The sequence below is a fragment of the Streptomyces sp. 2323.1 genome, from assembly GCF_900221035.1.
Lineage (GTDB): Bacteria > Actinomycetota > Actinomycetes > Streptomycetales > Streptomycetaceae > Streptomyces > Streptomyces sioyaensis.
The window spans coordinates 651,846-665,499 of the sequence record NZ_LT907981.1; the positions used below are offsets into that span (position 1 = coordinate 651,846).

At 72.2% G+C, this 13,654-nt stretch carries 14 protein-coding genes; all 14 read right to left on the bottom strand.

Features of this window, described 5'->3' with window-relative positions:
* Window positions 1-31: 31 nt before the first annotated feature.
* The 14 genes from hypE to CPH93_RS02350 all read right to left on the bottom strand — a co-directional run bounded on the left by hypE (window position 32) and on the right by CPH93_RS02350 (window position 13,507).
* Window positions 32-1,141 carry a hydrogenase expression/formation protein HypE gene (gene hypE / locus CPH93_RS02290; RefSeq protein ID WP_443031424.1) on the bottom strand — a complete coding sequence of 370 codons (1,110 nt, stop codon included), beginning with the start codon at window positions 1,139-1,141 and terminating at the stop codon, window positions 32-34.
* Window positions 1,134-2,258, bottom strand: a complete 1,125-nt coding sequence (gene hypD, locus CPH93_RS02295; protein WP_093487689.1) for a hydrogenase formation protein HypD — start codon at window positions 2,256-2,258, stop codon at window positions 1,134-1,136. Before hypD ends, hypE begins: the two co-directional genes overlap by 8 nt.
* Window positions 2,255-2,605 (bottom strand): HypC/HybG/HupF family hydrogenase formation chaperone, encoded by a 351-nt coding sequence (locus CPH93_RS02300; RefSeq protein ID WP_096211774.1) that lies wholly within the window; start codon window positions 2,603-2,605, stop codon window positions 2,255-2,257. The genes hypD and CPH93_RS02300 overlap by 4 nt, the downstream gene beginning before the upstream one ends.
* Window positions 2,606-2,660: 55 nt before the next feature.
* Window positions 2,661-5,087, bottom strand: a complete 2,427-nt coding sequence (gene hypF / locus CPH93_RS02305; RefSeq protein ID WP_096211775.1) for a carbamoyltransferase HypF — start codon at window positions 5,085-5,087, stop codon at window positions 2,661-2,663.
* Window positions 5,084-5,905, bottom strand: a complete 822-nt coding sequence (gene hypB / locus CPH93_RS02310; protein WP_096211776.1) for a hydrogenase nickel incorporation protein HypB — start codon at window positions 5,903-5,905, stop codon at window positions 5,084-5,086. The genes hypF and hypB overlap by 4 nt, the downstream gene beginning before the upstream one ends.
* Before the next feature lie 3 nt (window positions 5,906-5,908).
* Window positions 5,909-6,289, bottom strand: a complete 381-nt coding sequence (locus CPH93_RS02315) for a hydrogenase maturation nickel metallochaperone HypA/HybF (protein WP_093487681.1) — start codon at window positions 6,287-6,289, stop codon at window positions 5,909-5,911.
* A 128-nt stretch (window positions 6,290-6,417) separates the two neighbouring features.
* Window positions 6,418-6,522: a DUF6893 family small protein gene (locus tag CPH93_RS37535; RefSeq protein WP_391262599.1), complete on the bottom strand. Its 105-nt coding sequence runs from the start codon at window positions 6,520-6,522 to the stop codon at window positions 6,418-6,420.
* Entirely contained in the window at window positions 6,516-7,082 is a 567-nt protein-coding gene (locus CPH93_RS02320; protein ID WP_096211777.1) for a hydrogenase maturation protease, read from the bottom strand. Before CPH93_RS02320 ends, CPH93_RS37535 begins: the two co-directional genes overlap by 7 nt.
* Before the next feature lie 76 nt (window positions 7,083-7,158).
* On the bottom strand, window positions 7,159-8,580 hold the full coding sequence (locus CPH93_RS02325; RefSeq protein ID WP_096211778.1) for a hypothetical protein: 1,422 nt from the start codon (window positions 8,578-8,580) through the stop codon (window positions 7,159-7,161).
* The gene (locus CPH93_RS02330) at window positions 8,577-9,284 is read right to left on the bottom strand and encodes a DUF6084 family protein (protein ID WP_096211779.1); all 708 of its coding nucleotides are present in this window, start codon (window positions 9,282-9,284) and stop codon (window positions 8,577-8,579) included. The genes CPH93_RS02325 and CPH93_RS02330 overlap by 4 nt, the downstream gene beginning before the upstream one ends.
* Window positions 9,281-9,949 carry a DUF5947 family protein gene (locus CPH93_RS02335; RefSeq protein WP_371126869.1) on the bottom strand — a complete coding sequence of 223 codons (669 nt, stop codon included), beginning with the start codon at window positions 9,947-9,949 and terminating at the stop codon, window positions 9,281-9,283. The genes CPH93_RS02330 and CPH93_RS02335 overlap by 4 nt, the downstream gene beginning before the upstream one ends.
* Window positions 9,946-10,554, bottom strand: a complete 609-nt coding sequence (locus CPH93_RS02340; RefSeq protein WP_173909696.1) for a hypothetical protein — start codon at window positions 10,552-10,554, stop codon at window positions 9,946-9,948. The genes CPH93_RS02335 and CPH93_RS02340 overlap by 4 nt, the downstream gene beginning before the upstream one ends.
* Window positions 10,551-12,335, bottom strand: a complete 1,785-nt coding sequence (locus CPH93_RS02345) for a nickel-dependent hydrogenase large subunit (RefSeq protein ID WP_093487675.1) — start codon at window positions 12,333-12,335, stop codon at window positions 10,551-10,553. Before CPH93_RS02345 ends, CPH93_RS02340 begins: the two co-directional genes overlap by 4 nt.
* A gap of 83 nt (window positions 12,336-12,418) precedes the next feature.
* Window positions 12,419-13,507 (bottom strand): hydrogenase expression protein HypE, encoded by a 1,089-nt coding sequence (locus tag CPH93_RS02350; protein ID WP_096211780.1) that lies wholly within the window; start codon window positions 13,505-13,507, stop codon window positions 12,419-12,421.
* Window positions 13,508-13,654 lie beyond the last annotated feature (147 nt).

Consider the following 13,654-nt stretch of genomic DNA (forward strand, 5'->3'; position numbering starts at 1 on the left):
CGCCGGGGCACCGCCACCGGGCGACCGGCCGTCAGCAGATCCGCGGCAGCTGCTCCCCCAGCGGCAGATCGACCACCCGCGTGCCGCCCAGCGGGGTGCGGGCGACGACCATGCCGGGGTGGGTCTCGACGGTCTCGCCGATGACCGCGGCGCCTGCGCCCAGCGGGTGCGCGCGCATCGCGTCCAGTACGGCATCGGCATGGGCGCGGGGGACGAACGCCACGAGCTTGCCCTCGTTGGCGACGTACATCGGGTCCAGGCCGAGGATCGCGCAGGCGTTGGCGACGGCCGGCGGGACGGGGACGGCGCGTTCCTCGATGACGATGCCGGTGCAGGACGCGGTGGCGATCTCGCACAGGGCCGCGGCCAGTCCGCCTCGGGTGGGGTCGCGCAGCACGTGCAGATCGGGCGTGACGGCGAGCATGCTCTCGACGAGGCCGCCGAGTGCCGCGCAGTCGCTCTCGATCTCGACGCCGAATTCCAGGCCCTCCCGCACGCTCATGATCGCCACGCCGTGCAGGCCGATGTCGCCGCTGACGATCACCATATCGCCGGGGACGACGCGCTGCGGCCGCAGATCGACGCCCGCCGGGATCAGCCCGATGCCGGCGGTGTTGAGATAGACGCCGTCGCCGTGGCCGGCCTCGACGACCTTGGTGTCACCGGTGGCCACCTCGACGCCGGCCGCCCGCGCGGCCGCGCCCATGGCATCGGCGACCCCGGCGACCACCGGCATCTCGACGCCTTCCTCCAGAATGAAGCCGCAGGAGAGGTAGGCGGCCCTGGCACCGCTCATGGCAAGGTCGTTGACGGTGCCGTTGACGGCGAGATCGCCGATGCAGCCGCCCGGGAAGAAGAGCGGCCGCACGACGTAGGAGTCGGTGGAGAACGCCAGGCGTACGCCGCCGAGCGAGACCGCCGCGGAGTCGCCGAGCTGGGCGAGGATCTCCCCGCCGAAGGCCGGGGCGAAGATCTGCTGGACGAGTTCGGCGGACAGCGCGCCGCCGCCGCCGTGGCCCATGACGATCCGGGGCTGGTCGCGGACCGGAGCGGGGCAGGTCCAGCCGGAGATGTCGACGGTGGGCAGGCCGCGGTCGGCCGGGGTGGGGGCGCCGTGGGCGGATCGGGTGGTGTCAGGCAACGGTGCTCGCCTCCTGCGGGGTGGGCGGGGTGCCGAGTCGGCGGTAGAGGTAGTAGGCGGCGCAGGCGCCCTCGCTGGAGACCATGGTGGCGCCGAGCGGGGTGCGCGGGGTGCAGGTGGTGCCGAAGGCCTCGCACTCGTGCGGCTTGATCAGCCCCTGGAGGACCTCCCCGCTGCGGCAGGCGGCGGGTTCGCGGGTGGTGAGCCCTTCGACGGAGAAGCGGTACTCGGCGTCGTAGTCGCGGTAGCGCTCCGACAGCCGCCAGCCGCTGGCCGGGATGGTGCCGATACCGCGCCAGGCGCGGTCGGTGACCTCGAAGACATCGGCGAGCATGGCCTGGGCCGCCGGGTTGCCCTCGGGGCGTACGGCGCGCGGATAGGCGTTGTCGACGGTGTGTTCGCCGCGCTCCAGCTGGCGCACGGTGCGGCGGATGCCCTCCAGGATGTCCAGCGGTTCGAAGCCGGTGACCACGATCGGCACTCGGAACCGTTCGGCCAGCTCCGGGTACTCCCGGATGCCCATCACGCTGCACACGTGGCCGGCGGCCAGGAAGGCCTGCACCCGGCAGCTGGGCGACTGCATGATGGCTTCGATGGCGGGTGGTACCCGGACGTGCGAGACCAGCAGGCTGAAGTTGGGGATGCCGAGCTTGCGCGCCTGATGGACCGTCATGGCGTTGGGGGGTGCGGTGGTTTCGAAGCCGATCCCGAAGAACACCACCTGGCGGTGCGGATTCTGCTGGGCGATCTTGAGTGCGTCGAGCGGGGAGTAGACGACCCGTACATCGCCTCCGTGACTGCGCACCTGGAACAGATCGCGGTCGCTGCCGGGGACCCGGAGCATGTCGCCGAAGGAGCAGAAGATCACGTCGGGGCGGGCGGCGATCTCCAGCGCCTTGTCGATGACTTCCAGCGGTGTCACACACACCGGGCACCCCGGTCCGTGGATCAACTCGACGTTGTCGGGCAGCAGTTGGTCGATGCCGTGGCGGATGATGGTGTGGGTCTGGCCGCCGCAGACCTCCATCAGGGCCCAGGGCCGGGTCACCGTGGCCCGGATCTCGTCGAGCAGCCGGCGGGCCAGCGCGGGGTCCTGGAACTCGTCGAGGTACTTCACCGGATCGCCTCCGTCGCTCCGTCACCGGGAGCCGCGGCCGGTGCGCCGCCGGCTCCGGCGACCGCCCCGTCACCTGCCCCGGAGGCGGCAGCCGCCTCCCAGGGATCACCGAACTCCTCCTGCAGCAGGCCCAGTTCCTCGAACAGGGCGAGGGTCTGCCGGGCGGATTCCTCGTCCAGGCGCTGCAGTGCGAAGCCGACATGGACGATGGCGTACTCGCCGACCTGCAGATCGGGGACGTACTCCAGGCACACCTCCTTGACCACCCCGCCGAAATCGACGGTGGCCATACGGGTGCCGTCCCGTTCCTCGATGTCCAATACCTTGCCGGGTACCGCCAGGCACATGGGTCCTCTCCCTCCTCGTCGTGGGTGCATTGCGTCTGCCTCGTCGGGGTACCGCTCAGGGCACGCCCACCCCGCCGAACGCCGGTACCGCGCGGGCCGCCACGACGATCTGGCCGAGCGCCAGCCCTCCGTCGTTGGGCGGGACGCGGCGGTGGCGCAGGACGGTGAACCCGTCCTGCCGCAGGAGGCGGGCGGTGGCCTCGGCCAGCAGGGTGTTGGCGAAGACGCCGCCGGTCAGCGCCACGGTCGTCAGACCGGCGCGCTGCCGGGCCAGCGCGCAGCAGCGCCGGACGAGATCGGCGACCGCGGTGTGGAAGCGGGCCGCGATCAGCGCCGGGGCGGTGCCCGCCCGGAGGTCCTCGACGATGGCGGTGAGCACCGGGGCCGGGTCGGCGACGGTGTCGGCGCCCGCCTGGCCCGTCGGTGCGGTGTGCAGCGCGAAGGTGTAGCCGGGGCCGTGGTCCTCGCCCGCGGTCAGCGCCGCCGCTTCGAGTGCGACGGCGGCCTGGGCCTCGTATCCGGCGTGGTGGCAGACCCCGGCCAGCGAGGAGACCGCGTCGAAGAGCCGTCCCATGCTGGAGGTGGGCACACAGTTGAGGTGGCGTTCCAACTGCCGCGCCAACAGCGGCCGTTCCTCGGGCGGGCAGGCCGCCACCGGCGGCAGATCGGCGGCCCAGTCGAGGCCGGCGGCGCGCAGATGGGCCAGGGCCATCCGGTAGGGGCGCCGTACGGTGGTGTCGCCGCCGGGCAGTGGGACGTAGGCGAGCTGTCCGAAGCGGCGGTATCCGTCGTAGTCGGCGAGCAGGATCTCGCCGCCCCACACGGCGTGGTCGTCGCCGTAGCCGGTGCCGTCGAAGGCGACCCCGATGACCGGTTGCCGGTCGCCGAGGCCGTGTTCGGCCATGGCGGCGGCGATATGGGCGTGGTGGTGCTGGACGCGCACCAGCGCCCGGCCGTCGGTGTGCCGCTCGGCCCACCGGCCGGAGCGGTAGCCGGGATGCCGGTCGGCGGCGAGGAGTTGCGGACGCACCCCGGTGACCGTCTCCAGATGCGCCTCGGCCTTCTCGAAGGCGAGCTGGGTCGCCAGGTCGTCCATGTCGCCGATGTGCGCGGACAGCCAGGCGCGGCGCCCCTCGGCGAGGCAGAGCACGTTCTTGAGGTCGCCGCCGGCCGCCAGCGCGGGCCGGACCGGTACCGGGAGCGGGACGGGGAACGGCGCATAGCCGCGCGAGCGGCGGACGAACAGCGGCTCCCCGTCGCTGATGCGGACCACGGAGTCGTCGCACGGGATGTGGATCGGCCGGTCGTGGAGGAGCCAGGCGTCCGCCAGCTGCGCCAGGCGCGCCACGGCCTCGTCGTCGTCCGTGACGATCGGTTCGCCCGCGATGTTGCCGCTGGTCATGACGAGCAGCCGGGGGCCCGGCGGGTCGCCGGGCAGGCCGAGCAGCAGATGGTGCAGCGGGGTGTACGGCAGCATGACGCCGAGGTCGGGGCTGCCGGGGGCGACGGCGGCCGAGAGCGCGGGCGCGTCGGGGGGCGGCGCGGGGTGCGGGGCGCGGCGCAACAGGACGATGGGGCGTACAGGGCCGGTGAGCAGCGTGCGTTCCTCGTCCCGCAGCCGCACCAGGTACTCGATGTCTGAGAGTTGACGGGCCATCAGGGCAAAGGGTTTGTCGCCGCGGGACTTGCGGCGGCGCAGCGTGGTAACGGCGGTGTCGTCGGAGGCGTCGCAGACCAGGTGGTAGCCGCCGAGGCCCTTGACGGCCACGATGGCGCCGTCGGCGAGCAGCCGGCGGGTCTCGGCGACCGGGTCGGGGCCGGTCGCCGGGCGCGGGGGGCGGGTGCGGTCGGCCGGGTCGGCGGTCAGCAGCCGCAGCCGGGGGCCGCAGTCGTGGCAGGCGATGGGCTGGGCGTGGAAGCGCCGGTCGGCCGGGTCCGCGTACTCCCGCGCACAGCGGGCGCACATCGGGAACCGGTCCATGGTCGTCAGGGCCCGGTCGTAGGGGACCGCGGTGACGATGGTGAAGCGCGGCCCGCAGTGTGTGCAGGTGAGGAAGGGGTGCCGGTAGCGGCGGTCGGCCGGGTCGGTCAGCTCGGCGAGGCAGGCGTCGCAGGTGGCGGCGTCCGGGGAGACCAGGGTGCGCGAGGGGCCGTCGGCACGGGAGGGGAGGATACGGAATCCGGAGTCGCCGGCCACCGCGAGGTCCTCGCCGTCGACGGCCTCCACCACGGCCAGCGGGGGCGCCTCGGCGCCGAGCCGTGCCCCGAAGCGGGCGAGCGCGGCGGGGGCGCCCTCGACCTCGGCGACCACGCCGTCGCCGGTGTTGGTGACATGGCCCGTCAGGCCCAGTTCCGTCGCGAGGGTGTGGACGAACGGGCGGAAGCCCACGCCCTGGACGACGCCGCGCACGGTGATCCGGCGGCGGCCGGCGGCTGCCGCGGGGGCCGTGGCGAGGGCCCCGCCGACCTGCCCCGTGGTCATGAGCGGCTCGACGCCACGGTGTCGGAGTCGGTCGGGTGCGGATGGCCGCCGTGTGCCCGCGGTGCGTGGGTGTGCTCGCCGTCGAGGGCGTCCCCCGCTCGGCCGTCCTCGACGTCGTGCACATGGTGGGACTTACGGGTCATGACCGGGATGTGCACCGGCGCTCCGTCGCGCGCGGCCAGCGCCCGGTCCAGCAGCACCCCGTCGCCGGTGCCGCCGCGGGCCGAGGTGAGGACGACCTCGACGCCGGGGTTGATGCGTTCGACATTGGCGCGGAACTCCGCCTCGTCGAAGGCGACCGCATCGGCGATGTCCGTCTTGGTGACCACGACCAGATGGGCGAGGCCGAAGGCGGTGGGGTACTTCAGCGGCTTGTCCTCGCCCTCGGTGACCGACGCGAGCACGACGCGCAGCGTCTCGCCCAGGTCGTAGGAGGCCGGGCAGACCAGATTCCCGACGTTCTCGATGAACAGCAGCCGGGTGTCGGCGGGCAGCCAGCCGTGCAGGTGTCCGCCCAGCATCTCCGCTTCGAGGTGGCACAGCCCGTCGGTGAGCACCTGTTTGACGGGGACCTGGGAGCGGGCCAGGCGCACCGCGTCGTTCTCGGTCGCGAGGTCGGCGGTGAGCGCGGCGACCGGGATCTTCCGGCTGCGGGCGAGGGTGAGTTCCCGCTCCAGGAGGGCGGTCTTGCCGCTGCCGGGGCTGGAGAGCAGGTTGACGAGCGCGGTGCCACGGGCGGCGAGGTCCTCGCGCAGGGTGTGGGCGCAGGCGTCATTCTTGGCAAGGACCGCCTGTTGCAGGTCGACGACACGGCACATGGTTCAGCGCTCCTCGTGAGTCGGTACGTGTACCGGGGCGTCGTTCCAGCACACACTGACGATCTGCAGTTCCCGGCCGGAGAGCAGCTCGGCGCTCGCCCCGCCGCAGCCCGGACAGCTCAGCTGTGGGGGCATGCCCACCGGCCAGGCCTCGGCGCAGGAGCCGCAGCGGGCGCGCGCCGCAACGGGCTCGGTGACCAGTTCCGCGCCCTCCAGGACGGTTCCGGCGCAGGCGAGGGAAAAGGAGAAGGCCAGCGCATCGGAGACCACGCCGGCCAGTTCGCCGACCTGGAGCCGGACGCTGTGGACCGTGCCGGCCCCGTCCGGCCGGGCCGCGCTTGCGACCTGGTCCACGACCGCAAGCGCGATGGACATCTCGTGCATCGGTCCCTCTCTGGTGCGGGGACGACCGGGTGCCGCTCGGCTTCATTAGACGGCTCGTCCAGAGGCCCGCCGGGGTGCCTCGCCGGGGCGGCCCAGTGGCGTACACCGTTCGGTGCAGCGCCGCCCGGTCACATGGAGCGGATCCGCAGATAGCGCTTGAGATCGGGCAGCACGGACTTCAGGACGAGGGCGAGCGCGGCGGCGAGCACTCCGCTCATGGCGAGCTTCAGCATGATGGCGAGTTCCTCTCACTGGTGTGCGGTCCGGCGGCCGACGGTGTCGGCTCCGCCGCGCCGACGAGTTGCAGGATGAGCCCCACGGCCTCGTCGACCGCGGCGGCGACCGGTTCGCTGAGCCCGATGCCTTCGGCGACATCGGCGGGTTCGCAGCCGACGACCAGGACGCGGTCCGGGCGCCGGCTTTCGGTGCCCGCGCTGAGCGTGTCGAGCAGCGCGAGCACGGTGTCGGGGGTCATGTGGTGGCCGTCGAGCGCGGTGGCCTGCGGGCGGGCGGTGGCCGGATCGGTGGCGTCGAGGAGGTGGACGGTACCGGGTTCGTCGCCGCGCGCGGTGGCGTCCACCAGGAGCACCGTGTGGTAGCCGTCGAGCATCTGGTAGGCGAGGTGGACCCCCCGCACACCGATGTCGACGACCTCGACCCCCTCGGGGAGTTCGTGCTCACCGAGCCGGCGGACGGCCTCGACGCCGAAGCCGTCGTCGCCGAGGAAGATGTTGCCGACGCCGGCGATCAGCGTCTTCACGGGCGGCTTGCCGGCCGGTGCGCCGGCGGTCATGCCGCGGCCCCGCTGCGCTCGGCGGGCCGGCCCGCGCCCCGCGGGTGCCCGTGGACAGTTCGCTTGCCGTGCGCGCTCACGCGTCCTCCAGGGGAGCGATTTCGTCGGGTTGGAAGTACAGGAAGCGGCCCTGCTCCCGCCGGATGTCGACGCCCGGGTCGCCCTCCACGGTCACCGCGAGATGCACCCCGCCGTCGACGTCGTGCAGCACGGCCTCGACCTGGGCGGTGCGGCCCTGGAGGAAGAGGTCCTGGGCGTCGGTGCGCCGCCGGCCGGGCCGCAGCAGCACCCGGCTGCCGGCGCCGACCGACCGCCCGTCGACGGTGATCCGGTCGCGTACGGGGTCGACGCTGCGGTCGCTCTCCGGATCCCACCAGGGGGTGTCCGGGCGCAGGCCCGGCACCTTGGGCGCGCGGGCGTCGGGCGCCGCCGGTCCGGGGCCGGTGACCTCGCGCAACGCCCGTACGGCGCCGTGCAGTCGCTCCAGCACCTCGGGGGGCATGGTGTCGGCGAGTTCGATGACCTCGGCGGCGCGCGGGTCGGTGCCGCGGGCCTCGCGCTTCTCCTGGTCGGTGAGGGCCGCGGTGCGCAGGGCGAGGATCTCGTCGATCTCCAGGGCGTCGTAGAGGGCGCCGGGGCTCTCGGGGGCGATGGCCGGGTGGTCCTCCAGGATGATCGGGGCGGACAGCAGCACATCGCTGCGGCCGTCGGCGCCGGCCAGCACCGGCCAGGCGTGCTCGTTGCGGCAGGCGTCGACGGCGGCCCGGGCCCACTCCGGCGGGTCGGTCATGGACAGGAACGACCCCGCGCTCAGGCCGAGCAGGAGATGGGCGCCGACCAGGCAGTGCGGCAGCGCGGCGGTGCGGTCGGCGCCGGCGTCGTCCGGTTCCCAGCCGCTGGTGTTCTCGACGGTCGCGGTCAGCCGCAGCGTCGCGTAGGGGCCGTCGATCGTGGTCGCGGTCAGCCGCACCCGGCCGTCGAGCCGCGCACAGCGGCGCACCAGCCGGCCGACGAGCCGTCCCTCGGCGTCGTGCACCTGCTCGGTCTCCTCCCGCGCGGGCCGGGTGAAGGGCACGGTGACACCCTCACCGGTCAGCTTGGAGACATCGGCCTGGAGCGTGACGCGCTCCTCGGCGCCCTCGTCCCAGGGAACGAGCACCCGGTCGGGCAGTTCGAGTTCCTCGACGGTCTCGAACCCGCCGTCCGGGCAGAGGCGTTGGACGGTGCGCCGCTGTGCGTGCAGAAACCGCAGCTCGGCCGAGAGCCGGGCGCCGGACCGGGGCTCCATGAGGCACTCGGTGCGCTGGAAGGAGTGCTCGGCGCTGTCCGTTCCCCAGGCGGGCGGTACGAGGACGCCGAACTGCCAGCGGAGCCGGTTCTTGGCGGCGGACGCGCGGTACGGGTAGAGGACGTAGCCCTCGAACAGCACGGCGTCCGCCACCTGGCGGGCGGTGGCGAAGGGGTCCGCCGTCTCGTCGGGCAGGACGCCGATCGTCATGGCGCGGTCCTCTCGCCGACGGAACGAGCCCGGGCGGCGCCGCGCAGCAGCCGGGCGTCCGGCGTGGGCGGCTCGGTGTCCCCGGCCGATTCCAGCAGGGACTCGACGGCCGCCTGCCAGGAAGGAAGGGCGTGGCGGGAGCGGTAGGCGAGCAGGGCGTCGAGGGTTTCGCGGGGCAGCCGGAGCCAGCCGCAGCCGGGGAAGTGCGCCTCGGTCATCTCCTGCCATACGGCCACCGGCATCTTCACGGTCGCTTCCTTGTCCCAGGAGACCGGCTGGACCTGGAAGCCGCCGGCCCCGGCGAACACCGTGCCCGAGAACAGCAGCAGCAGCGGCACCTCTCCCTCCTGCAGCGCACGGAAGTAGCGGCCGGCCGCGACCTCCAGGTCGTAGCTGCACGGGACGGCGAGATCCACCTCGGTCTCGCCGGTGAAGCCGGGGACGACCTGGGAGACCTGGGCGAACTGCAGTGGGTGCAGGGTGCTGCCCCAGCGGGACCGCTCCCCGAAGAGGTCGGACAGCGCCTCGGCCTCGTCGTCCCGGTAGCCGCGCCGGGCCGGTTCGATGCGGATCTGGCAGCGCAGCGCAATGGCGTGCACCCGGGTCGCCTCGTCGGCGGTCAGGCGCAGGCGGAAGAGGAGGGTGGGCGCGGCGGCGTAGCGGTCCGCCCGTACGCCGGTGCACTCGAACGACAGCTGGGTCACGGCCGGTCGTCCTCCTTCGGTTCGCGGGCCCGGCGGGCGACCTTGGCGAAGAAGTCGGTGAGTGCGGCGCGCGCCTCGGCGCCGCCGTCGAAGCCCTGCCACAACAGCCGCATCCGGCCGACGAGTTCGTAGCAGACGTCGACGGGCACCAGATAGCAGTCGATGCGGCCCTCGAAGCGGCGCAGCAGCAGCGCCTCCACATCGGGTTCGAGGAGGGCGGAGAGCCGGCTGGCGCCGAGCACGGCCTGCCAGGTCGACGGGTCGAGTTCGCTCTCGGTGGCACCGGCCGGGCTGGGGTAGAGCGCGACCAGCCGGTCCAGGTCGGCGTTGCGCAGGAAGAAGGCGACGCCGACGGGGATCTGGAGCAGGTCCCAGGCCGCGTCGTCGAGGGTGTGGCCGGGGTCGACGAGATACCGGGCGGGGACGGTACGGAACTGTCCGCCGCCGGATCCCGGCCGGTCGAAGAGCAGCGCGCAGGGGGTACAGGCGCAGGCCAGCGCCCGGCGCTTGGTGTCGACCAGATGGCGGTGGTTGTGCTCGGCGAGCACCACGCCGCACAGTTCGCAGCGTTCCGGGGCCGGCGGCGTCGGTGCGCGGAAGCGGCGCAGGCCGCGGTGGGCGGCCTGCGGCCCCAGCCGGGTGGGGGCCGTCCCTGGGCCGCTCACGGGGCGCCGGCGCCGGTCGGGGGCCGGCGGGAGATCTGCAGCAGCGCCGGCTCGGGCGTGGCGCCCGCCGTCTCCCACTGCACCGAGGTCACTTCGGGTGCGTAGCAGGCGACGGCGGCTTCGACGGCCTGGTGGGCCTGATCGGCCGTGCTGGGGCAGCCGCAGCCGCCGGAGTCGCCCGCCCGCAGGCGCAGCACCCCGGTGTCCGCGTCGAACTCGGCCACCTCGGCGGCGTGCTGACGTCGGACGCTGTCCAGTGCCCGGCCGATGCGGGTCGCGGTGTCCTCGGGGTGCAGATCGTGCAGCACCAGCAGGCTGGTGACCAGTTCGTCGCGCAGCAGCGCCGGCCGCGGGCCGTCGTCGCCGGTGCCCACGTGGTGCATGATCCGGGCGAGTCCGGCGCCGTAGAAGTCCATCAGGACGCTGACCAACTCCTCGGCGGCGGCGCTGACTTCGCGGTCGCCGCGCTGTGCGAGCCGGTCCAGGACGTCCTCGACGCGCCGGCCGGTCGCCTCGGCGTTCGGTGCGGTGCCGTGGGATGCGGTGCCCTGGGGCACCCCGGCCTGCGGTGCGGCGGCCGGTGCCGTGGTGGCCCGGGCGGTCATCCGGACAGCCCGCTCAGACCGGTGGGCACATGCATCTTCTGTACGGCCTTGCCGTCGCCGACGTACATGTGGACACCGCAGGGCAGACAGGGGTCGAAGCTGCGCACCGTGCGCATGATGTCGATGCCCTTGAAGTTCTCCGGGGAGTTCTCCTCGAAGATCGGGGTGTTCTGGACGGCGTCCTCGTACGGGCCGGGGGTGCCGTAGCTGTCGCGGGTGGAGGCGTTCCACGGGGTCGGCGGGTAGGGGTGGTAGTTGGCGATCTTCCCGTCCCGGATGACCATGTGGTGCGAGAGGACGCCGCGGACCGCCTCGGTGAAGCCGCAGCCGATGGACTCGTCGGGGACCTCGAACTTCTCCCAGGTCTGGTGGCGTCCGGCGCGGACCTCGTTGAGTCCCTGCTCCGCGAAGTGCAGCGCCATGGCCGCCGCGTACGCCTGGAAGTAGGTACGGGCCCGGTTGCGCTCCAGCGCGTTGCTCCACTTCGGGATCTTCCACTCGAAGCGCGCCTCGGGCTTGGTCATGGAGCGGGGCAGGTCGATGACGACGCTCTGGCCGGTGGCCTTGACGTAGGGGGTGTCGACGAGCCCGGACAGCGCGGTGGACCACAGCCGGGCGATCGGGCCGCCGCCGGTGTCCAGCGCCAGATGCTCCTTGCCGTCGAACCAGCGGGGCGACATCACCCAGCTGTACTTGTCGGCGAAGTCCCGCTTCTGCGGGGCCGGGATGGTGTGCTGGTTCCACGGGTGGCGCGGGTCGACGGGGTTGCCGAGCGGGTCATGGGTGACGAACTGCTCCTGGCCTTCCCAGTCCTGGTAGTAGGAGCTGCCCAGCAGGATGCGGATGCCGAGGTTGATCTCGGTGAGGTCGTTGGTGACGAGCTTGCCGTCCACGATGACGCCCGGGGTGACGAACATCTTCCGTCCCCAGTCGGTCATGTTGCGATAGGTGAAGTCGCAGTACTCCGGGTCGTTGAGCGCGCCCCAGCAGCCCAGCAGCACCCGCCGCCGACCGACCTCCTCGTAGCCGGGCAGCGCCTCGTAGAAGAAGTCGAACAGGTCGTCGTGGAGCGGGACGACGCGCTTCATGAACTCGACGTAGCGCATCAGCCGGCTCATGTAGTCGGTGAAGAGCTGCACGCTGGCCACGGTGCCGACGCCGCCCGGGTAGAGCGTGGAGGGGTGCACATGGCGGCCCTCCATGAGGCAGAACATCTCCCGGGTGTAGCGGCTGACCTGGAGGGCCTCGCGGTAGAACTCGCCCTCAAGCGGGTTGAGGGAGCTCATGATGTCGGCGATGGTGCGGTAGCCGTGGTCGGCCGCGTGGGGGGCCTCGGTGCGCTGGGCGAGGTCCCAGACGCCGGGGTTGGTCTCGCGGACCATCTTCTCGCAGTAGTCGACCCCGACCAGGTTCTCCTGGAAGATGTTGTGGTCGAACATGTACTCGGCGGACTCGCCGAGGTTGATGATCCACTCCCCCAGGTGCGGGGGCTTCACCCCGTAGGCCATGTTCTGTGCGTACACCGAGCACGTGGCGTGGTTGTCGCCGCAGATGCCGCAGATCCGGCTGGTGATGAAGTGGGCGTCGCGCGGGTCCTTGCCCCGCATGAAGACGCTGTAGCCGCGGAAGACGGACGAGGTGCTGTAGCACTCCGCCACCCGCTTCTGCTTGAAGTCGATTTTGGTGTGGATGCCGAGGCTGCCCACGATCCGGGTGATCGGATCCCAGGACATCTCCGTCAGACCGCTGCCGTCACCGGCCGTCTTTGTCGTCGGTGCCATCGTGTGTGCCGTGCCCTTCTCTGCGCGCGGGAATAGGGGTCGGACGGAGAGTCCGGGGTGTCCGGACGGCTAGGGGTGGGTGCTCACCACGGTTGCCGGTAACCGGTGGTCAGCTGGTCGCCGCGATGCCGCCACTTGGGCTCGCTGTCGACGGTCTTGGCCGTGATGCTGCGCAGCCGGCGGACGACGCTGCCGTACGCGGCGCTCGCGGTGCTGGAGACCTTGGCGCCGGGCGGCTCGTCCATGAACGGCATGAAGTTGTCGGGGAAGCCGGGCATGGTGCAGGCGATACAGATACCGCCGACGTTCGGACAGCCGCCGATGCCGTCCATCCAGCCCCGCTTGGGCACGTTGCATTTGACCACGGGACCCCAGCATCCGAGCTTCACCGAGCACTTGGGCGAGTCGTAGGTGGTCGCGAACTGGCCCTGCTCGTAGTAACCGGCCCGGTCACAGCCCTCGTGCACGGTGCTGCCGAAGAGCCAGGTCGGCCGCAGCTGGTCGTCCAGCGGGATCATCGGAGCCGCTCCGGTCGCCTGGTAGAGCAGGTAGGTCAGCGTCTCCGAGAAGTTGTCCGGCTTGATCGGGCAGCCGGGCACGCAGACGATCGGGATCCCGGCCTTGGACGTCCAGTCCCAGCCGAGGTAGTCCGGCACACCCATGGCTCCGGTCGGGTTGCCGGCCATCGCGTGGATACCGCCGTACGTGGCACAGGTGCCGATCGCGACCACGGCCAGGGCCTTGGGCGCCAGGCGGTCGATCCACTCACTGGTGGTGATCGGCTGGCCGGTCTCGGGGTTGTCACCGAAACCGCACCAGTAGCCCTCCGGCTTGATCGACTCGTTGGGGATGGATCCCTCGATGACCAGCACGAACGGGTCGATCTCGCCGCGCTCGCCCTTGAAGAACCACTCGATGAAGGTGTCCGCGCCCTGGACCGGGCCGGATTCGAAGTCGATCAGTGGCCAGTGGACGGCGACCTTGGGCAGTCCCGGCAGCGCGCGGAGCGCGATCTCCTCGATACTCGGCTGGGTCGCGGCGGTGAGCGCCACGGAGTCACCATCGCAGCTCAGGCCGGCATTGATCCACAGAACATGGATCGGGGATTCGTCCTCGGCGGACGGCTTTCCGTTGGCAGCGGCCTTGGTGGCCGCACGCGAAGCTGCAGACATGGGAATGTCTCCTAGGCAGATATGCAACGAAAGCACTCATTCAAGGCTTTCATCCACCTTGGTAACACCGATCCGGAGAGCAGGGGCGATCGCCAGGGGCCGTTGCGGTGATGTGCCACCCGACTGTCGGGGCGGACCGTCGGGTCG

Coding starts and splice junctions, on each gene's coding strand:
- CPH93_RS02345 (WP_093487675.1), bottom strand. CDS start 12,335: ATGGCACCGACGACAAAGACGGCCGGTGACGGCAGCGGTCTGACGGAG.
- CPH93_RS02315 (WP_093487681.1), bottom strand. CDS start 6,289: ATGCACGAGATGTCCATCGCGCTTGCGGTCGTGGACCAGGTCGCAAGC.
- CPH93_RS02340 (WP_173909696.1), bottom strand. CDS start 10,554: ATGACCGCCCGGGCCACCACGGCACCGGCCGCCGCACCGCAGGCCGGG.
- CPH93_RS02325 (WP_096211778.1), bottom strand. CDS start 8,580: ATGACGATCGGCGTCCTGCCCGACGAGACGGCGGACCCCTTCGCCACC.
- hypB (WP_096211776.1), bottom strand. CDS start 5,905: ATGTGCCGTGTCGTCGACCTGCAACAGGCGGTCCTTGCCAAGAATGAC.
- CPH93_RS02300 (WP_096211774.1), bottom strand. CDS start 2,605: ATGTGCCTGGCGGTACCCGGCAAGGTATTGGACATCGAGGAACGGGAC.
- CPH93_RS02350 (WP_096211780.1), bottom strand. CDS start 13,507: ATGTCTGCAGCTTCGCGTGCGGCCACCAAGGCCGCTGCCAACGGAAAG.
- CPH93_RS37535 (WP_391262599.1), bottom strand. CDS start 6,522: ATGCTGAAGCTCGCCATGAGCGGAGTGCTCGCCGCCGCGCTCGCCCTC.
- hypF (WP_096211775.1), bottom strand. CDS start 5,087: ATGACCACGGGGCAGGTCGGCGGGGCCCTCGCCACGGCCCCCGCGGCA.
- CPH93_RS02320 (WP_096211777.1), bottom strand. CDS start 7,082: ATGACCGCCGGCGCACCGGCCGGCAAGCCGCCCGTGAAGACGCTGATC.